The sequence below is a fragment of the Kitasatospora sp. NPDC049285 genome (genome assembly GCF_040678815.1).
Lineage (GTDB): Bacteria > Actinomycetota > Actinomycetes > Streptomycetales > Streptomycetaceae > Kitasatospora.
The window spans coordinates 94,349-112,115 of the sequence record NZ_JBFAQR010000021.1 but is presented as its reverse complement, the minus strand read 5'-3'; the positions used below and the strand labels follow the sequence as shown (position 1 = coordinate 112,115).

Genomic DNA, 17,767 nt, shown 5'->3' with positions numbered 1-17,767 from the left:
TCCCGGTAGCCGCTGACGGTGGCCGGGAACTCCCGATCGGCGAGATGCCGGCCAAGAAGGTCGATGACCGCCGCATGGTGGGTCAGGCCGTGAGTGTCGACTCCGCCGGTGATCCCCGAACCGTCGTGCGTCATGCTGGTCATGTCCGTCCTAGTCGCTTGTCCGAGCCGAGGGCGGCACGCGCCGGTCGGACGGGTGGACAAGACAGTGACGGGGCCTCTGGCCAGGCTCCTATGAAGTCACAAACGCCCGTCCGGCCGCGTGCATGATGACGTCGCCAACGAGCCGACAAATCGCAAACAGGACAGCCGAGGCGTCAGTCAGTCGATGGGTCAGACTCGCTGGCAACATCACCAGGAACATCATCACTGTCAGTCGGTGACCGGGGCGCCCAGCATGCGCAGCACCAGTTGCCCGTAGTGGCGGCCGAGATCCTCCGGGGACTCGCTGCTGCGCTCGGTGTACCAGCGGGAGACGTCGATGCCGAGCGAGGTCACCGCGCGGGCGGCGATGCGCTGGTCGGGCACCTGGAAAAGGCTTTCCGCCACCCCGCGGGCGATGATCCGCTGCACCGTCTCCTCGATCCGGATCCGCAGTTCGGCGACGGCCGCGAAGTCCTCCTCGGGCAGTGCGTGCAGTTCGAGGTTGACGATCCGTCCGACCGTGTGGCCGCGGGCGTGCCAGGTGGTGAAGGACTCCACCAGGGTGCGCATCTGCTCCACCGGGTCGGTGGTGGAGGCCTCCGCCCGCTCGACCAGGTCCAGGGTGGCCTGGTGGCCGGTGCGGGAGATCTCGGCGAGCAGCGCGGCCTTCGACGGGTAGTGGATGTACAGCGCGGCGGGGCTCATCCCGGCCGCGGTGGCGATGTCGCGGGTGGTGGTGGCGTGGTAGCCGCGGCGGGCGAAGGAGTCCACGGCGGCCAGCAGCAGTCGCCGGGCGGCCTCGGTGCGCTCCCCGGGCCAGAGTGCGGCGGTCGCTGGGTCGGTCATGGTGGCAATCCTCGCAGATGGCTCGGGCGGCGCCGGGGGCGGACGGTTGACAGTGTCGCCCGTCGCCAAGATGCTAAGCAAGCGCTTAGTCATGCGAGCATCCCCCGTGAGCTCATCCAGCGAAACACCCCGAGAGGTACGGCGATGACACTGTCGTTCAAGGGCCAGGTGGCCGTGGTCACCGGAGCGAGCCGCGGCATCGGGCTCGGCATCGCGCGCGAACTGGTCCAGCGCGGAGCCAAGGTCTGCATCACCGCCCGCACACAGGAGACCCTGGACGAGGCGGTGCGCGAACTCGGCGGGCCCGACCACGCCATCGCCGTCGCCGGGAAGTCCGACGACCCCGCGCACCAGGAGGACGCGGTCGCCCGCACCCTGGAGGCCTTCGGCCGGCTCGACCTGCTGGTCAACAACACCGGCATCAACCCGGTCTACGGCCCGGTGCTGGAGACCGACCCGCTCGCCGCCGCCAAGATCCTCGCCGTCAACGTGCTCGCCCCGCTGGCCTGGACCCGCCGCGCGCACGCCGCCTGGATGGGCGAGAACGGCGGCGCCGTGGTCAACGTCGCCTCCATCGCGGGCATCCGCTCCTCCGCGGGCATCGGCATGTACGGCGTCTCCAAGGCCGCGCTGATCCGCCTCACCATGGAGCTCGCCGCCGAGCTCGGCCCCGACATCCGGGTCAACGCGGTCGCCCCCGGCGTGGTCAAGACCCGGTTCGCCGAGGCGCTCTACGAGGGCCGCGAGGAGAAGGTGATCCGCGCCTACCCGCTGGGCCGGCTCGGCCTACCCGAGGACGTGGCCGGCGCGGTCGCCTTCCTGCTCTCCGCGGACGCCGGCTGGATGACCGGCCAGACCCTGGTGGTGGACGGCGGCGTCACCCTCGGCGGCGGGCTGTGACCGACCGTCGACTCACCGATCCGGCCGCACTGTTCGCCGGCAAGGGCGTGGTGGTCACCGGAGCCGGCGCGGGCATCGGCGAGGCGCTCGCCCGGGCGCTGGCCGAGGCCGGCGCCCGGGTGGTGGTCAACGACGTGGACGCCGACGCCGCCCGCCGGGTCGCCGCCGAGATCGGCGGCACCGCCGCCCCCGGCGACGCCGCGAGCGCCGAGGGCGTCGCCGCCCTGATCGACACCGCCCGCACCGCGCTCGGCGCGATCGACCTGTACTGCGCCAACGCCGGCGTGGCCACCACCGGCGGAGCCGACGCCGGCCCCGCGGCCTGGGACCAGGCCTGGCAGGTCAATGTGCTCGGCCACGTCCGGGCCGCCGAACTGCTGCTCCCCGACTGGCTGGAGCGCGGCGAGGGCCGCTTCCTGGCCACCGTCTCCGCGGCCGGCCTGCTCACCATGCTCGGCTCCGCCCCGTACGCCGTCACCAAGCACGGCGCCCTGGCCTTCGCCGAATGGCTGTCCGCCACCTACCGGCACCGCGGCGTCCAGGTGCACGCGCTCTGCCCGCAGGGCGTGCGCACCCGGATGCTGGAGGGCACCGGCGAGTACGGGCGACTGCTGCTCGCCCCGGCCGCCATCGAGGCCGCGCAGGTCGCGGACGCCGCGCTGCGCGCCGTCGCCGCAGGGGAGTTCCTGATCCTGCCGCACCCCGAGGTCGCCGAGTACTATGCGGCCCGCGCCACCACCCCGGACCGCTGGCTGCACGGGATGAACCGGCTCCAGCAGCAGATCGAGGCACGACAGGAGACCCGATGATTGCCTGGCAGGTCGCCGAACTCGGCCGTCCACTCGACGCCATGACGCTCCGTCAGAACCTTGAGCAGCCCGTCCCCGGCGAGGGACAACTGCTGGTGAAGGTCCGCGCCGCCGCGGTCAACTTCCCCGACGCGCTGATGGCGGCGGGCCTCTACCAGGTCCGCCCGCCGCTGCCGTTCACCCCCGGCCTGGAGCTCTGCGGCGAGGTGGTCGACGGTCCGCGCGCGGGGGAGCGGGTGATCGGCACCGCGGTGCTGCCCGCCGGCGCCTTCGCCGAGTACGCGCTGGTGGACGCCGCCGCCGCGCTGCCCGCCCCCGACAGCCTGGACGACGCCGAGGCCGCCACGCTGCTGATCGCCTACCAGACCGCCTGGTTCGCGCTGCACCGGCGGGCCCGGATCGCCCCCGGCGAGACCCTGCTGGTGCACGCCGCGGCCGGTGGCGTCGGCAGCGCCGCCGTGCAACTCGGCAAGGCCGCCGGGGCGACGGTGATCGCCGTCGTCGGCGGGGCCGCGAAGGCCGAGGTGGCACGGCAGTTGGGCGCCGACGTGGTGATCGACCGGAAGGTCGAGGACTTCGTCGCCGCGGTCAAGGACGCCACCGGCGGGCGCGGCGCGGACGTGGTCTACGACCCGGTCGGCGGCTCCGCCTACACCGGCTCCACCAAGTGCATCGCCTTCGAGGGGCGGATCGTGGTGGTCGGCTTCGCGTCCGGCGAGATCCCCGCGCCGCCGCTGGGCCACGCCCTGGTGAAGAACTACTCGGTCCTCGGCCTGCACTGGAACCTGTACAACGTCCAGGACCCGGCGGCCGTGGTCGCCTGCCACCGGGAGCTGACCGACCTCGCCGCCAAGGGCGTCGTCCGCCCGCTGATCTCCGAGCGGCTCCCGCTCGACGCGGCCGCCGACGCCGTGCACCGGGTCGCCGGCGGCTCCACCACCGGCCGGATCGCGATCCTGCCGTAGCACCGAACACGCAACCGGGGGCGGCCCGAACGGGCCGCCCCCGGCTACGTCTCGCGCGGCGAGGGCCGTACGCATGAGCGCGCGTACGGCCGGCACCGGTCACCGGTACTGCTTGAGCTCCCGGCGGGCCAGCGAGCGCTTGTGCACCTCGTCCGGCCCGTCGGCCAGCCGCAGGGTCCGGTTCCCGGCCCAGAGTTGGGCCAGCACGGTGTCCTGGCTGACGCCGGCCGCGCCGTGCGCCTGGACCGCCTTGTCGAGGATCCACTCCACGGTGGACGGCACCGCGATCTTGATGGCCTGGATCTCGGTGTGCGCGCCGCGGTTGCCGACGGTGTCCATCAGCCAGGCGGTCTTCAGCACCAGCAGCCGGGCCTGCTCGATCCGCACCCGCGCCTCGGCGATCCAGTCCTGCACCACGCCCTGGTCGGCCAGCGGACGGCCGAACGCGATCCGCGAGTTGACCCGGCGACAGGTCAACTCCAGGGCCCGCTCGGCGATTCCGATCGCCCGCATGCAGTGGTGGATCCGGCCCGGCCCCAACCGGGCCTGGGCGATGGCGAATCCGGACCCCTCCGCGCCGATCAGGTTGGCCGCCGGCACCCGCACGTCCTCGAACAGGATCTCCGCGTGCCCGCCGTGGTCCGCGTCGTCGTAGCCGAACACCCGCATCCCGCGCAGCACCCGGACGCCCGGGGTGTCCCGGGGCACCAGGATCATCGACTGCTGCTGGTGGACGGGGGCCTGCGGATCGGTCTTCCCCATCACGATGAAGACCCGGCAGTCCGGGTTCATCGCGCCGGTGATGTACCACTTGCGGCCGTTGACCACGTACTCGTCGCCGTCCCGCTCGATCCGGGTGGTGATGTTGGTGGCGTCCGAGGAGGCCACCTCAGGCTCGGTCATCGCGAACGCGGACCGGATCTCCCCGGCCAGCAGCGGCGCCAGCCAGCGCTCGCGCTGCTCCGCCGAGCCGAACTGGGCCAGCAGCTCCATGTTCCCGGTGTCCGGCGCCGCGCAGTTCACCGCGGCGGGCGCCAACAGGATGGAGCGGCCGGTGAGTTCGGCCAGCGGCGCGTACTGCAGATTGGTCAGCCCGGCCCCCAGCCCGCCCGGCAGGAACAGGTTCCACAGGCCGCGGGCCTTCGCCGCGGCCCGCAACTCGCCGACCACCGGCGGGATCGACCACGGCTCGCGCTTCGGATCGGCCAACTGCTCGGCCAGCACCGGCTCCGCCGGATAGACGAACTCGTCCATGAAGGAACCGAGTTCGCCGAGCAGCTCGACCGTCCGGGCGTCGTAGGCGAAATCCATGTCAGCTCTCCTTGACCGCGTCGAGTCCGAACTCCACGAAAGCGGGCACCAGTTCACCGACCCGGTCGAACCCGGCGCCCACCGTGCCGCCCTGGGTGTACCGGAAGTGGATGCCCTCCAGCACCACCGCGAGCTTGAACGAGGCGAAGCCCACGTACCAGCCCAGCCCCGAGACGTCCCGCCCCGAGGCCGCGGCGTAGTGGCCGACCAGTTCGGCGGTGGACGGGAACCCGGGTGCCAGCGCCGCGCCCGGCAGCACGCCGTCGAAGCGGCGGGCCAGCTCGGTGTACATCACCAGCAGCCCGAGGTCGGTCAGCGGGTCGCCGACGGTGGACATCTCCCAGTCGAGCACCGCGGTGATCTCGTCGGCCGGGCCGACCAGCACGTTGTCCAGCCGGTAGTCGCCGTGAACCAGCGCCGGGGCGGGGGAGTCCGGCAGGGTGCGCGCCAGCCGCTCGTGCAACTCGTCCACGCCCGCCACCTCGCGGCTCCGCGAGGCGTCCAACTGCTTGCCCCAGCGCCGCAGTTGGCGCTCCAGGAAACCCTCGGGGCGGCCGAACCCGGCCAGCCCGACCGCGTCCGGGTCCAGGGCGTGCAGCGCCACCAGGGTGTCGGTGAGGCGCAGGCCCAGCGCGTGCACCCGCGACTCGCCGAGGGCCGCCAGCGTCTTCGCGTCCCGGTGGGCCGTCCCCTCGACGTACTCCATCAGGTAGAACGGCGCGCCGACCACCGACGCGTCCTCGACCAGCAGCACCGGCCGCGGCACCGGCACCGCGGTGGGCGCGAGCGCCGACAGCACCCGGTGCTCACGCGCCATGTCGTGCGCCGTCGCCAGGACGTGCCCGAGCGGCGGGCGGCGCAGCACCCAGCGCGACACCCCGTCGTCCAGCAGGTACGTGAGGTTCGACCGGCCGCCCTCGAACAGCCGGGCCCGCAGCGGTCCGGCGGTCGGCGTGGGCAGGGCCTCGTCCAGGTGGGCACGCAGCCGTTCGAGGTCGAGGCCGGGCGGAGCGGTGGTCATCGGGGACACCTCGCAGGGGATCTGTGGGGGTGACTAAGCGCTTGCTTAGGATCATCCGCGCGACCGCCGTTGTCAACGAGCAGCCGCACCGGACGAGTAGCCGCACCGGACGAGTAGCCGCACTGAACGAGTAGCCGCACTGAACGAGCAGCCGCACCGACGCCCGACGACGGCGCCGCCCGCTCGGGGAACGAGTCCCGGGCGGGCGGCGCCGTCAGCAGGGGCCGGGCGCGCGGCGGGCGCCCGGGCGGCGGGGTCAGAGTCCGGGGGCCGAGTAGCCGTTCAGGAACCAGAGCGCCCCCGTGTACCAGAGCACGCCGATCGCGCAGAACAGCGCGCCGCCCGCGACCGGAAGGACCCAGCGCGGCAGCCCGCCGTGGCGGACCAGCAGGACCTTGGCGGCGAACGCGCCGTACAGGAAGCAGCCCGCCAAGGAATGCAGCCCCACCCGGAAATCGGTGAACTGCACGCCGTACGCCAGCAGACAGTGCTGGGCGATCGGCAGCGACACCAGGAACGCCAGCCCGCCGCCCACCCGGTGGGCGGTCCGCACCCGCGCCACCGCCCGGCGGCCGTGGTACATCCACAGCGCCAGCAGCACCTGGATCAGCGCCAACCCGAAGAGCGCGCAGCCCAGTTGGGACTTCAGACGATAGGCGTCCGGGCCGGTCTCGCCGAACAGGCCCCGGGCCGGGTCCGGCACGTGCACCCGACCGAACCACAGCAGACCGAGCGCGATCGCCACCGGGGCGAGCAACGCCAGTACGGACACCGCGCGCAGCCGTGCCACCTCAGCCCTCCTGCGACCCGTCGTCACCGGACGCGCCGGTGCCGGTGTCCGCGCCGCCGGTGTCGGCGGTACCGGTGTCGCCCGTACCGGAGCCGCCGGTACCCGACCCGGAGCCTCCGCCATTCGAGCCACCCGCGTTCGCCGCAGGAGCGCCGCCGGTGCCACCGGCAGCGCCCGCGCCACCGGAGTTCCCGGCGCTGCCGTCGCCACTGCCGCTGCCACTGCTTCCGCCGCTCGTACCGCCCCCGGCTGCCGGGCTCGCCGCGCCGCCGGCCACCACCGGGTTGCCCGCCCCGGCGCCCGCGCCCGCTCCCGCCGACGGGCTGGCCGGGGCACCGCTCGGCGACGCGCCGGCTGCGGGCGCGGGGCTCGCGCTGGTGCTCGCGTTCGGGCTCGCCGAGGCCCCGGCGGCGCGCAGGGCGGCCATGTCGACGCCGACCGGGTCGCCGAGGGCGGTGACGGCGTAGAAGGTGCCCGTGAAGTCGGCCTTCTCGTGGCCGGTGGTCTCGCCGGGTCCGTGGTCGCCCGTGTAGCGGTACAGCGGGTGGCCCTTGTAGAGCACCTGGGCGGTGCCGTCCGGGAGGGCGGCGGCGCCGAGCAGGCCGTCGTCGATGCCGGGACCGGCCACCGGGAACCCGGGCGTGGTGACCGGCGGCCAGGACCGGGCGCAGTCGCCCAGGCAGCCGGCGTGCACCGTGGTGTCGGCGCCGAACAGGTACAGGGTGCGGCCCGTGGCGTCCACCAGGATCGGGCCGAGCCGGCCCACGCTGGCCAGCGAGATCTGCACGCCGACCGAGGTGGCGAACGCGGAGGCGGCCGACGGGGCGCTGCTCGCCGCGCCCGCGGGCTGCGCGGCCGCGGACGCCGCCGGGGCGGGCGGCGTGGAGCCGGCGGCGGGCGGGGCACTCGGCCCGGGACCGGCCGCGCAGCCCGCCGCCGACAGGGCGGCGAGGGACAGCACGGCGGCGGCGGTCACACGGCGGGCTCGGGGCATCACGGCTCCTGGGAACGGACGTCACGGCGGTGGGCTGGCAGACACCATCCACTCCCGCCGTCCGCCGCCCGGCCACTCCAGAGCGCACTCGCTCCGCGCCACGGAGTACGCCGTTGCCCTGGACGGCCCACCGTCCGGGCCCGCGGGCGACACTGGAGGGGAACGACCTGGCCCGAGGGGGCGCCGATGACTTCCCACCAGCAGAACCACCCGCCCGCGTACCGTCCGCCGGCGAACGACCGCCCGGCGATCGAGGTCAACGGACTCGGCAAGGACTTCGGCGGGCTCCGCGCGCTGGACGGCGTGGACTTCGCCGTCCCGCCCGGCACCGTCTTCGGCCTGCTCGGCCCGAACGGGGCGGGCAAGACGACCGCGATCCGGATCCTCACCACCATCATCCGGCCCACCGCCGGCCGGGCCTCGGTGCTCGGGGTCGACGTGGTCGCCCACCCCGGCGCGGTACGCCGACTGATCGGCCTGGCCGGCCAGTACGCCGCCGTCGACCCCAACCTGACGGCCCGTGAGAACCTCCGCCTGATCGGCCGGCTCACCCAGCAGCCCCGCTCCCGGCTCGCCCCGCGCGCCGCGGAGCTGCTGGAACGCTTCGACCTGACCGGCGCCGCCGACCGTCCCGTACGCACCTTCTCCGGCGGGATGCGCCGCCGGCTCGACGTCGCCGCCGCCCTGGTGCCCGGGCCGCCGGTGCTCTTCCTCGACGAGCCGACCACCGGCCTCGACCCGCAGAGCCGCACCGCGCTGTGGGAGCTGATCCGCGAACTGGTCGGCGAGGGCACGACCGTGCTGCTCACCACCCAGTACCTGGAGGAGGCCGACCGGCTGGCCCAGCGGATCGCCGTCCTCGCCGAGGGCCGGGTGGTCGCCGACGACACCCCGCGCGCCCTCAAGGAACGCCTCGGCACCACCGTCCTCGAACTCGGCATGGGCGAGGACCTGCGCGCCACCCGGGCCGCCGGCCTGCTGGCCGACCGGCTGCGCCGCACCGCCGAACAGGACGGCGCGACGCTCCGCCTGACCAGCCCCGACGGCTCGCTGCTGCTGATGGACGTGCTGCACGCCCTGGAGTCCGAGCGGCTCACCCCGCACACCATCGCCGTCCGCGAGTCCAGCCTGGACGACGTCTACCTCGCCCTCACCGGCCACCGCACCGGAGGTCGACCGTGACCGCCACCGTCACCCTCGAACAGCCGCTCTCCGCCCGCCTGCTCGCCCCCGTCCGGGACGGCCTCGCGGTCAGCTGGCGCAACCTGATCGCGCTGCGCCGGGTACCCCGGCTGCTGATCTTCTCCACCGTGCAGCCGATCGTCTTCGTGCTGATGTTCCGCTACGTCTTCGGCGGGGTGGTCGGCGCCGCGCTGCACGGCGTGTCGTACGTGGACTACCTGATGCCCGGCGTCTTCGTGCAGGTGGTCACCTTCGGCGCGGTGAACACCGCGATCGGACTGGCCACCGACCTGCAGACCGGGCTGATGGAGCGCTTCCGGTCGCTGCCGATGGCCCGCTCCGCGGTGCTCTCCGGACGGTCCACCGCAGACCTGGTGCGGAACGTCTTCGTGGTCCTGCTGATCACCGGCGTCGGCTTCCTGGTCGGCTTCCGGGTGCACACCGGGGTGTGGGGCTACCTCGGCGGTGCGCTGCTGGTGCTGGCCTTCGGCTTCGCGATGTCCTGGGTGTTCGCGGTGGTCGGGCTGGCCGTCGGCGACCCGGAGACCGCCACCGCCGCGGCCTTCCCGGTCCTGGCCCCGCTGGTCTTCGCCTCCTCGGCCTTCGTGCCCGTCGCCACCATGCCCGGGTGGCTGCAGGTGTTCGCCGAGCACCAGCCGGTCACCATCACCGCCGGCGCGGTCCGCGCCCTGATGATCGGCGGACCGGTCGGCAGCCAGGTCTGGCAGGCACTGGCCTGGGACGCGGGCATCGTCGCCGCGTTCGCCCCGCTCGGCGTGTGGCTGTACCGCCGCGCGGTGTGAGCACGGCGGGTGCCGGTACGAGTGGGTATTCGGCCGAGCGGGCGTCGCGCGGCGGCGCGCGCCTACGAGGCGGCTTCCTCGGTGGGCGTCCACACCGTGCGGTCGCCGCCGCGCCAGGCGACCAGGTCCGGATCGTCCAGGTCGGGTTCGGCCACGCCGGCGCGGCGAATGAACTCCGCGACGTCCTCCGGCGCGGTCGCCCGCCCCACCGTCCGACCGTAGATCTCCACCCGGCGGTACGGCCGCGTCCCGTGGGTCGGCGGACGGACCACGACCGGCGGATGGAAGATGTCTCCGGACTCGCTCATACCTCCAGTGTCCCGCGCGTCGCAGCTAGCGGCATCGGTGCAGGTCAGCGGCCATGAGGGGGCCGGTGGGACGGCTCAGCGGGCCAGCAGGCCGACGGCGGTGCGGAAGACCGGGGGCAGGGCGGCGGCGAGCGGGACCAGGTGCGGCACCAGCCAGGGGCGGTGCCGGGCGGCGAGCAGGGCGCTGGTGAGCAGGCGGTAGTCGCGGGACGCGCGGCGCCAGGCGTGTTCGTAGGCGGCGGGGCGGTCGGCGGCCAGGCACCGGACGGCGGCCTCCGCGGAGGCGAGGGCCACGGCGATGCCCTCGCCGGTCAGTGCGTCCAGGTAGCCCGCCGCGTCGCCGACCAGCAGCACCCGCCCGCTGACCCGCGCGCCGGCCGTCTGCCGCAGCGGACCCGCACCCCGCACCGGCCCGCCCACCGCTGCGCCGAGCCGCTCCAGCAGGGCGGGGAAGCGGGACAGCTGCCGGTCGAACGGCAGCCGCTCGCTGCTCAGCACCGCCACCCCGACCGACTCCTCGCCCACCGGCGTCACGTACGCCTCCGCCCGGGCCGACCAGTACACCTCGACCAGGTCGGTCCACGGCCGCACCGGGTAGTGTCGCCGCTGCCCGTACCGGGCCGGGCGGTCGCCGTCGGCGGGGCGGTGCAGCCCGAGCGCCCGCCGGACGGGGGAGTGCAGCCCGTCCGCGGCCACCGCGTACCGGGCCGTCCACCCGCCCGCCGTCACGGCCCGTTCGGTGACCCGCAGGTCGTCCACCCGGTGCGGCAGCCGTCGGACGCCCAGCTCCTCGGCGCGGGCCGCGAGCGCCGCGTGCAGGGCGGTGCGCCGGACGCCCAGGCCGTGGCCGGTGCGGAAGCGGGCCTCGGCGGTGCGCGGGCCGGCGGCCTCCAGGTAGCGGATGCCGTGGAACGGACGGCCGTCGGGGTCGACGCCGAGCCGCTGCAGCGCCCGTACGGCGCCCGGCATCAGGCCCTCGCCGCAGGCCTTGTCGACCGGGGTGGGCCGGGGCTCGGCGACCACCGTCTCCAGCCCGGCCCGAGCGGCGTGGATGGCGGTGGCCAGTCCGGCCGGTCCGCCGCCGATCACCAGCAGGTCGATCACGCCGCCGCCGCGACCTGACAGAGCGTCAACGCCCGTTCCTCGCAGCGCAGTCGGGTGACCAGCAGGGCTGCGTTCAGCAGCGTGAAGGCGAGCGCGGTGACCCAGGCGGTGTGCACCAGCGGCAGCGCGAAGCCCTCCACCACCACGGCCAGGTAGTTGGGGTGCCGCAGCCACCGGTACGGGCCGCCGGAGACCAGCGGCAGGCCGGGAACCACGATCACCCGGGTGTTCCATCGCGGCCCGAGGGTCCGGATGCACCACCAACGCAGGCCCTGCGCAAGGACGGTGAGCACCAGCATCGGCCAGCCCAGGACCGGCAGGAACGGGCGGCCGGCCCACCAGGTCTCCAGCAGGCAGCCCGCCAGCAGCGCGGTGTGCAGCACCACCATCGGCGGGTAGTGCCCCCGCCCGTACTCGACGCCGCCGCGGGCCAGGCTCCAGGCCGCGTTGCGACGGGCGACGGCCAGCTCGGCCAGGCGCTCCACGCCGACCAGCAGGACCAGCAGGATGTACGGCAGCAATCGGCACCTACCAGCGCAGCAGGACGAGTTCGGAGGCGAAGCCCGGGCCGAGCGCCAGCATCAGGCCGTGGCTGCCCGGCGCGGGTGGGGCCGAGCGGACGATGTCGCGCAGGATGTGCAGCACCGAGGCGGACGAGAGGTTGCCGCAGCGCGCCAGTGAACGGCGGCTCGGCAGCAACGCGCTGTCGGGCAGGCCGAGTTCCTCGCCGAGCACGTCCAGCACCTTGGGCCCGCCGGGGTGGCAGATCCAGGCGCTCACGTCGGCCGGCTTCAGGTCGTGCTCGGCCAGGAAGGAGGAGACCTCCTCGCCGACGTGCAGCCTTACCAGCTCCGGGAGTTCGGCACCGAGCAGGATCCGGAACCCGCGGTCGCCGACCTCCCAGCCGAGCAACTGCTCCGTCCCGGGGTAGAGCCGGCTGCGGGACGCCACCACGGTCGGCCCGCCGACGGGGGCGGCGTGCGCGGGGACGGTCGAGCCGGTCGAGCCGGGCGGCGGGGTGGTCGGCGGGGTGGCCAGCGGGAAGGCGTCGCCGACCGCGAGCAGGGCGCCGGCGCCGTCGCCGAACAGGGCGGTGGCCAGCAGGTTGGCGGTCGAGCCGTCGCCGCGCTGCAGCGTCAGCGAGCAGAGTTCGGTGGCCAGCAGCAGCGCCACCCCGGCCGGACGGCCGGCCAGCAGGTCGTGCACCCGGCCCAGGCCCGCAGCGCCGCCCGCGCAACCGAGTCCGAACAGCGGCACCCGCGACACGTCCTCGCGCAGCCCCAGCCGCCCGGCCAGCCGGGCCTCCAGCGACGGTGCGGCGACCCCCGTGACGGTGGTGGAGACCACCACGTCCACCTGCTCCGGGGCGATCCCCGCCGAGGCCAGCGCTATCCGGGCAGCCGACTCGGCCAGCTCCACCCCGGCGGACAGGTACGCGTCGTTGGCCCGCCCGAAGCCGTCGAACTCCCGGTACGACTCCAACGGGTGCGCCAGATAGCGGAATTCCACCCCGGCCCCGGCCGAGAAGCGGTCCAACAGCGCCCGGTCCGCACCCGGGTCGGGACGCAGCGCCGCGACCGCATCGGCCAACTCCCGCTGCCCGTACCGGTACGGCGGGAGCACCCCGCTGACAGCCGCGATCCGCGTCATCGGCCCAGGATAGGGAAGAACCGGTCGACGGCAGGCAATTCGGTACCCATCGGCGCGTCCCGGGCATGCAACCGAAGGTCACCCAGCTGCCCCAAGGTTGGTTCGCCACCGAACGTCACCTGCGGAAGGCCCGGAGGCAATGGCCTGCGGCCGGGTGTCGAGAAGCTGATGGTCGCAGGCGCGGAGCGGGCCGCCGAAGGCGTCGGGTGCCGGGAGCGGGTAGCCGGAGGCTTGAGGCCGGCTGCCAACGCCGACGGTTGCCAGCCCACAGCCCGCGGCCCGCGGTCGCGCAGCGCATCGTGGTGTGGCGGTGCCGGGCTGATGGGGTGTCGGCGGGTAGCTTGGGTGGTGTGACCAGCGCCTCCGCGGTGCCGCGTGATCGGGTGGGTGCCCTGTTGCGGGCCTGCCATCCTGCGCCGGCGGCCGCGGTGACGGTGCTGGCCGGGGCGATGGCGCTCGCTGCCGGGCGTGGCCCGCTCGGCGGTCTGCTCACGACGGCCGCGGTCGGTGCCGGGCAGCTCTCGATCGGCTGGAGCAACGACCTCGTCGACCGGGCGCGCGATGCTGCTGCCGGGCGGCGCGACAAGCCGCTGGCGGATGGCGAGTTGACGGTGACTTACACCGTAAGGGCGACCCGCTGGGCGGTGGCCGGCTGTGTGCTGCTGTCGCTGGCCTGCGGGGTGGCCGCGGCGGCCGCGCATCTGGTGGCGGTCGGCGCCGGCTGGGCCTACAACCTGCGGCTCAAGTGGACCGTCTGGTCGTGGCTGCCGTACGCGGTGGCCTTCGCCCTGCTGCCCGCCTTCGTCACCCTCGCCCTGCCCGGCAGCCCCTGGCCGTCCGGGCGGGTGCTCGGCGCGGGTGCGCTGCTCGGCGTGGCCGCGCACTTCGCCAACGTGCTCCCCGACATCGCCGCGGACCGCGCCGCCGGCATCCGCGGCCTGCCGCAGCGGCTCGGCCCGCGGGCGTCCGCGCTGCTCGCCGTGGGCGCCGCAGCCGGCGCGGCGCTGCTGCTCGCGCCCGGCTGGCCGGTGCTCGCGGTGACCGCCCCGACGACGGTCGCGGCGCTGCTCGCGCCACGCGGACGCTGGCCGTTCCTCGGGGTGATGGCGGGTGCGGGCATCGCGTTGGCGGTGCTGTTCGGCAGCGGCGGCGGGCTGCTCGCGGGGTGAGCGGGTTCCTCGCGGGTCCGCACGGCACGACGTACCGTACGCCGTGGCGCACTGGGCATGCGCGCCACCGGCACACGCGCAACCGGCATACCGGGAGGATCACGTGCAGCAACTCGGGTACGACGACATCAAGGCGGCGGGCGACCGGATCGCGGGTGAGGTGCTACCGGTCGGGGTGCAGCCGGCCGAGCCGGGGGCGTTCGGACTGGCGGACGGCGGCGGCGAGTTGTGGCTGGCGCTGGAGTACCTGCAGCACACCGGCAGCTTCAAGGCGCGCGGCGCGGCGAACTTCCTGCGCGCGCACCGGGAGGCGGGCACCCTGCCCGACGCGGGCGTGACCATCGCCTCCGGCGGAAACGCGGGCCTGGCGTGCGCCTGGGCGGCCCGGCGGCAGGACGTCCGGGCGACGGTCTTCCTGCCGGAGACCGCCCCGCCGGTGAAGGTCGCCAAGCTGCGCGGCTACGGCGCCGAGGTGCGGCTGGTCGGCACGGAGTACGCGGAGGCGCTGGCCGCCTGCGAGGAGTTCGCGGCCGAGAGCGGCGCGCTGGCCTCGCACGCCTACGACCATCCGCTGATCGCCGCCGGCGCGGGCACCGTGCTGGAGGAGATCCACCGTCAGCTCCCGGGGCTGGACACGGTCCTGGTCGCCGTCGGCGGCGGTGGGCTGTTCGCCGGGGTGGCCACCGCCGCCCGCGAGCACGGCATCCGCACCGTCGCGGTGGAACCCGAGAACTGCCGGGCGCTGAACGCGGCCCTGGCGGCCGGGCGGCCCGTCGACGTCCCGGTCGAGTCGATCGCCGCCGACTCGCTCGGCGCCCGCCGCGCCACCGCCCTGGCCGTGCAGGCGGCCCGGTCCGGCGGTGCCGCCTCGGTCCTGGTGCCGGACGGCGCGATCCGCGAGGCCCGGCAACTGCTCTGGGACGAACGCCGGATCGCCGTCGAACTCGGCACCGCCGCCGCCCTGGCCGCCCTCACCACCGGCGCGTACCGCCCCGCCGCGGGCGAACGCGTCTGCGTGGTGCTGTGCGGGGCGAACACCGACCCGGAGGACCTCGGCGCAGCGCGCTGACGCACCGCCACCGGCGCCTGGCCAGCCCCGGGCCACGGCTGAGGTCGGCCGACGGGCTGTCACCGGTTCCTGGCCCGGGTCATGACCGCCGTGGCCGGCTGGCGCGCCGTCACCTACTCCTGGGCCCGGGCCATGGCTGAGGTCGGCTGGCGGGCCGTCACCGCCGTGACCCGGGTCATGACCGACGTGATCGGCTGGCGCGCCATCGCCGGCTCCTGGCCTGGGACATGGTTTACCCGCCAGGCTGATACTCCGTCACCGGATCCTGATGCGGGCTATGACTGACGCCGCCAGGCCGGCGCGCCGTCACCGACTCCTGTCCCGGCTCCATGGTCGACGCGGTCGGCCGATGGGCCCGGGCCCTAACCGACGCGGTCCGCTGATGCCCTGTCACCGATTCCGACCCGTCTCACGGCTGACGCTCCAGCAGGAGCAGCCCGGGGACGGCGGCCAGTGAGGCGGCGAGCAGGAACAGCCAGGGCCAGGCCGGGCCGTGGGCGAAGAGCAGGGTGAGCAGCCCGGGGGCGACGGCCTGGCCGAGGGTCCAGGAGAGCTGGTAGACCGCCAGGTACCGGCCGCGGCGGGCGGGGTCGGCGAGCGAGACGCTGAGTTCCTCGGCGCTGGGGGTGGCGACCGTCTCGGCCAGGTTGTAGACCGCCATCGCCACCACCAGCCCCGGCAGGACCGCCCACCCGGGGGCGAGGCCGAGCAGGGCGAAGAGCCCGAAGGCGGCGGCGTTGAGCACCGCACCGGCGGCGACCACCCGGGTCGGGCGGTGGCCCTCCAGGCGGCGGGCGACCAGGTTCTGGGTGAGCACCACCTGCACGCCGTTGAGCACCAGCAGCCCGCCGGCCACCGCGGCGCCCCGGTGCAGCGCGGCGGTGACGTGCACCGCGAGCAGCACGCTCAGCACCATCGAGGCGAGCACGAAGCTCAGGTGGACGGCCACCAGCAGCAGGTACCGGCGGTCCGTCAGCACGGCCCGGTAACCCCCTGCGGCGGGCCCGCGGGTGTCGGGGGCGGTGACCGCCGCTGCCGGGTGCCAGGTGGCGAGCAGGGCGGCGGCGAGCAGGTAGCTGGCCGCGTTCAGCACCACCAGCAGGCGCAGCGCACCGCTGCCGCCGCCGGCCACCAGGGCCGCGCCGAGCGCGCCGCCGAGGCCCAGGCCGGTGTTGCGCAGCGTCTGCACCAGGGCGAACCAGCGGGTGCGTTCGCCGTCCGGGGCGGCCAGCACCACCAGGCCGGTGCTGGAGGTCCAGTAGGCGGCGTGGCCGATCTGCGCGAGCAGGCAGACCGCGGCGATCTGCCACAGCTCGTGGGCGGCCAGGAAGCCCGCGTAGGCGAGCGCGGAGAGCGCGTTGGCGCAGGTCGCGACGGTCTTGGCGCCGTAGCGGTCCAGCAGCGGGCCGACGACCGGTGCGGTGGGCAGTGCCAGCAGCCGGGCGGTCGAGACGGCGGCGCCGATCGCGGCCAGCGGGTGGCCGGTGGTGCGGGTGAAGTACACCAGGACGAAGGCGAGGATCAGGCCGGTGCCCAGGCTGTCGACCAGGTGGGCGCCGATCAGGCGGGTCCGGCCGGTGGTGACGGGCAGGCCGAGGCGGTCCCGGAGCGGGACGGGGGTGGCGGTGGTCATGGTGCGAGCCTGGCTGCGATGATCGTCTCCGGCCAGGAATTCCATCCTGGTCGAATCCTCGACGGGAGCGACCATGCTGACCTGGGAGTTCTCCGCGCAGGACCTGGCCCGCACCCGGTTCGCCCGCTCGCCGCTGTGCGAGGTGACCACCAGCGTCGAGGTGCTCAAGGACCCGGGGCGGCACGCCATCCACCTGCCGTGGGTGCGGCAGGCGCGACGCCGGCTCGCGGGCGTGGAGTGGGAGTCGCTGTCGGCGCTGGTGCGGCTGCCGACGGTCTACGTGCCCGACTTCCTGACGCCGGTGCCGGCCGGGTCGAGCCCGGGCATCGAGGAGGAGCTGACCGCCCTGGTGGCGCTGCCGGCCGCCGCGGTGCGCCGTGACCTGGCCCGGATGGGCGGTGAACTGCCGCCGCCGGCCGAGGAGTTGATGCGTGATCCGGAGGTGGGGCTGGTCCGGCTGGCGGGTGAGATCCGGGCGTACTGGGCGGCGGCGATCGCGCCGCACTGGGCGCGGATGGAGCGGCTGGCGGAGGGGGAGGTGCTGCGCCGCGCCCGGCAGCTGTCGGCGGGCGGGCCGGCCGCGCTCTTCGCCGACCTGCACCCGCAGGTCGCCTGGGAGCACGACACCCTGCGGATCGGGCACCCCCGGGTCGACGCCCACCGCCGGCTCGACGGCGCCCGCGGACTGGTGCTCGTCCCGACCGTCTTCGCCTGGCCGGGCGTCTTCTCCCAGCAGAACCCGCCCTGGCAGCCGGGCCTGGTCTACCCGCCGCGCGGCGTGGCCGCCCTCTGGGAGACCGCGGGCAGCCCGGTGCCGGACGGCCTCGCGCGGGTGCTGGGCGCCACCCGCGCCCGGCTGCTGGCCGAGCTCGACGCGCCCGCCACCACCACCGAACTCGCCGCCCGCACCGGCGTCTCCGCGCCCACCGTCTCCCACCACCTGACCGCCCTGCACGCGGCCGGCCTCACCGCCCGCCACCGCACCGGCCGCCAGGTGCTCTACCTGCGCACGCGGGCCGCGGAACTCCTCTGTGCGCCCGGCTCCGACGGCGAAGGCGGATGACGGCCCG

19 protein-coding genes are annotated in these 17,767 nt (G+C 75.0%); 9 read left to right on the top strand and 10 right to left on the bottom strand.

What is annotated here, in order from left to right:
- Window positions 1–371: 371 nt before the first annotated feature.
- Window positions 372–989 carry a TetR/AcrR family transcriptional regulator gene (locus AB0K51_RS16465; protein ID WP_363455110.1) on the bottom strand — a complete coding sequence of 206 codons (618 nt, stop codon included), beginning with the start codon at window positions 987–989 and terminating at the stop codon, window positions 372–374.
- A gap of 144 nt (window positions 990–1,133) precedes the next feature.
- Here AB0K51_RS16465 and AB0K51_RS16460 point away from each other — a divergent pair, with 144 nt between their 5' ends.
- From AB0K51_RS16460 to AB0K51_RS16450, 3 genes are read left to right on the top strand one after another with little or no spacing between them, the layout of a single operon-like run.
- On the top strand, window positions 1,134–1,889 hold the full coding sequence (locus tag AB0K51_RS16460) for an SDR family oxidoreductase (protein WP_363455107.1): 756 nt from the start codon (window positions 1,134–1,136) through the stop codon (window positions 1,887–1,889).
- Window positions 1,886–2,698, top strand: coding sequence for an SDR family oxidoreductase (locus tag AB0K51_RS16455; RefSeq protein WP_363455104.1), 813 nt, complete (start codon window positions 1,886–1,888; stop codon window positions 2,696–2,698). Before AB0K51_RS16460 ends, AB0K51_RS16455 begins: the two co-directional genes overlap by 4 nt.
- Entirely contained in the window at window positions 2,695–3,663 is a 969-nt protein-coding gene (locus AB0K51_RS16450) for an NADPH:quinone oxidoreductase family protein (RefSeq protein WP_363455102.1), read from the top strand. Before AB0K51_RS16455 ends, AB0K51_RS16450 begins: the two co-directional genes overlap by 4 nt.
- A gap of 99 nt (window positions 3,664–3,762) precedes the next feature.
- On the opposite strand, the gene AB0K51_RS16445 is transcribed toward AB0K51_RS16450, so the two are convergent.
- The 4 genes from AB0K51_RS16445 to AB0K51_RS16430 all read right to left on the bottom strand — a co-directional run bounded on the left by AB0K51_RS16445 (window position 3,763) and on the right by AB0K51_RS16430 (window position 7,779).
- Entirely contained in the window at window positions 3,763–4,974 is a 1,212-nt protein-coding gene (locus AB0K51_RS16445; protein WP_363455099.1) for an acyl-CoA dehydrogenase family protein, read from the bottom strand.
- A 1-nt stretch (window position 4,975) separates the two neighbouring features.
- Complete coding sequence (locus tag AB0K51_RS16440) at window positions 4,976–6,004, bottom strand: phosphotransferase family protein (RefSeq protein WP_363455096.1); 1,029 nt, start codon at window positions 6,002–6,004, stop codon at window positions 4,976–4,978.
- Between the two features lie 247 nt (window positions 6,005–6,251).
- Entirely contained in the window at window positions 6,252–6,785 is a 534-nt protein-coding gene (locus tag AB0K51_RS16435; protein ID WP_363455094.1) for a DUF6529 family protein, read from the bottom strand.
- A gap of 1 nt (window position 6,786) precedes the next feature.
- Entirely contained in the window at window positions 6,787–7,779 is a 993-nt protein-coding gene (locus tag AB0K51_RS16430) for a hypothetical protein (RefSeq protein WP_363455091.1), read from the bottom strand.
- Between the two features lie 186 nt (window positions 7,780–7,965).
- Here AB0K51_RS16430 and AB0K51_RS16425 point away from each other — a divergent pair, with 186 nt between their 5' ends.
- Together AB0K51_RS16425 and AB0K51_RS16420 are read left to right on the top strand one after the other, a co-directional pair.
- Window positions 7,966–8,961, top strand: a complete 996-nt coding sequence (locus AB0K51_RS16425; protein WP_363455088.1) for an ATP-binding cassette domain-containing protein — start codon at window positions 7,966–7,968, stop codon at window positions 8,959–8,961.
- Window positions 8,958–9,764 (top strand): ABC transporter permease, encoded by an 807-nt coding sequence (locus AB0K51_RS16420; protein WP_363455085.1) that lies wholly within the window; start codon window positions 8,958–8,960, stop codon window positions 9,762–9,764. Before AB0K51_RS16425 ends, AB0K51_RS16420 begins: the two co-directional genes overlap by 4 nt.
- 62 nt (window positions 9,765–9,826) lie before the next feature.
- On the opposite strand, the gene AB0K51_RS16415 is transcribed toward AB0K51_RS16420, so the two are convergent.
- From AB0K51_RS16415 to AB0K51_RS16400, 4 genes are all read right to left on the bottom strand, one after another.
- Window positions 9,827–10,072 carry a hypothetical protein gene (locus tag AB0K51_RS16415; protein ID WP_363455083.1) on the bottom strand — a complete coding sequence of 82 codons (246 nt, stop codon included), beginning with the start codon at window positions 10,070–10,072 and terminating at the stop codon, window positions 9,827–9,829.
- A 75-nt stretch (window positions 10,073–10,147) separates the two neighbouring features.
- A complete protein-coding gene (locus tag AB0K51_RS16410) occupies window positions 10,148–11,176 on the bottom strand; it encodes an NAD(P)/FAD-dependent oxidoreductase (RefSeq protein ID WP_363455080.1) in 1,029 nt (342 codons plus the stop codon).
- On the bottom strand, window positions 11,173–11,697 hold the full coding sequence (locus tag AB0K51_RS16405) for an isoprenylcysteine carboxyl methyltransferase family protein (protein WP_363455078.1): 525 nt from the start codon (window positions 11,695–11,697) through the stop codon (window positions 11,173–11,175). The genes AB0K51_RS16410 and AB0K51_RS16405 overlap by 4 nt, the downstream gene beginning before the upstream one ends.
- A 7-nt stretch (window positions 11,698–11,704) precedes the next feature.
- Window positions 11,705–12,826, bottom strand: coding sequence for a 3-oxoacyl-[acyl-carrier-protein] synthase III C-terminal domain-containing protein (locus AB0K51_RS16400; protein WP_363455075.1), 1,122 nt, complete (start codon window positions 12,824–12,826; stop codon window positions 11,705–11,707).
- Window positions 12,827–13,176: 350 nt separating this feature from the next.
- On the opposite strand from AB0K51_RS16400, the gene AB0K51_RS16395 reads away from it, so the two are divergent.
- The 3 genes from AB0K51_RS16395 to AB0K51_RS16385 all read left to right on the top strand — a co-directional run bounded on the left by AB0K51_RS16395 (window position 13,177) and on the right by AB0K51_RS16385 (window position 15,349).
- Window positions 13,177–13,995, top strand: a complete 819-nt coding sequence (locus tag AB0K51_RS16395; protein ID WP_363455072.1) for a UbiA family prenyltransferase — start codon at window positions 13,177–13,179, stop codon at window positions 13,993–13,995.
- Between the two features lie 103 nt (window positions 13,996–14,098).
- Complete coding sequence (locus tag AB0K51_RS16390) at window positions 14,099–15,064, top strand: threonine/serine dehydratase (protein WP_363455069.1); 966 nt, start codon at window positions 14,099–14,101, stop codon at window positions 15,062–15,064.
- A gap of 81 nt (window positions 15,065–15,145) precedes the next feature.
- Entirely contained in the window at window positions 15,146–15,349 is a 204-nt protein-coding gene (locus AB0K51_RS16385) for a hypothetical protein (protein WP_363455066.1), read from the top strand.
- Window positions 15,350–15,473: 124 nt separating this feature from the next.
- Here the strand turns inward: AB0K51_RS16385 and AB0K51_RS16380 are convergent, their stop codons facing one another.
- Entirely contained in the window at window positions 15,474–16,697 is a 1,224-nt protein-coding gene (locus AB0K51_RS16380; RefSeq protein ID WP_363455063.1) for an MFS transporter, read from the bottom strand.
- A gap of 73 nt (window positions 16,698–16,770) precedes the next feature.
- On the opposite strand from AB0K51_RS16380, the gene AB0K51_RS16375 reads away from it, so the two are divergent.
- Entirely contained in the window at window positions 16,771–17,760 is a 990-nt protein-coding gene (locus tag AB0K51_RS16375) for a DUF5937 family protein (protein ID WP_363455061.1), read from the top strand.
- The last annotated feature ends 7 nt before the right edge of the window (window positions 17,761–17,767 follow it).

Excerpts from the sequence above, each read along its gene's own strand:
- AB0K51_RS16450 (WP_363455102.1), top strand. The coding sequence starts at position 2,695 with ATGATTGCCTGGCAGGTCGCCGAACTCGGCCGTCCACTCGACGCCATG.
- AB0K51_RS16400 (WP_363455075.1), bottom strand. The coding sequence starts at position 12,826 with ATGACGCGGATCGCGGCTGTCAGCGGGGTGCTCCCGCCGTACCGGTAC.
- AB0K51_RS16375 (WP_363455061.1), top strand. The coding sequence starts at position 16,771 with ATGCTGACCTGGGAGTTCTCCGCGCAGGACCTGGCCCGCACCCGGTTC.
- AB0K51_RS16380 (WP_363455063.1), bottom strand. The coding sequence starts at position 16,697 with ATGACCACCGCCACCCCCGTCCCGCTCCGGGACCGCCTCGGCCTGCCC.
- AB0K51_RS16415 (WP_363455083.1), bottom strand. The coding sequence starts at position 10,072 with ATGAGCGAGTCCGGAGACATCTTCCATCCGCCGGTCGTGGTCCGTCCG.
- AB0K51_RS16460 (WP_363455107.1), top strand. The coding sequence starts at position 1,134 with ATGACACTGTCGTTCAAGGGCCAGGTGGCCGTGGTCACCGGAGCGAGC.
- AB0K51_RS16430 (WP_363455091.1), bottom strand. The coding sequence starts at position 7,779 with ATGCCCCGAGCCCGCCGTGTGACCGCCGCCGCCGTGCTGTCCCTCGCC.
- AB0K51_RS16425 (WP_363455088.1), top strand. The coding sequence starts at position 7,966 with ATGACTTCCCACCAGCAGAACCACCCGCCCGCGTACCGTCCGCCGGCG.
- AB0K51_RS16445 (WP_363455099.1), bottom strand. The coding sequence starts at position 4,974 with ATGGATTTCGCCTACGACGCCCGGACGGTCGAGCTGCTCGGCGAACTC.
- AB0K51_RS16465 (WP_363455110.1), bottom strand. The coding sequence starts at position 989 with ATGACCGACCCAGCGACCGCCGCACTCTGGCCCGGGGAGCGCACCGAG.
- AB0K51_RS16385 (WP_363455066.1), top strand. The coding sequence starts at position 15,146 with ATGACCGCCGTGGCCGGCTGGCGCGCCGTCACCTACTCCTGGGCCCGG.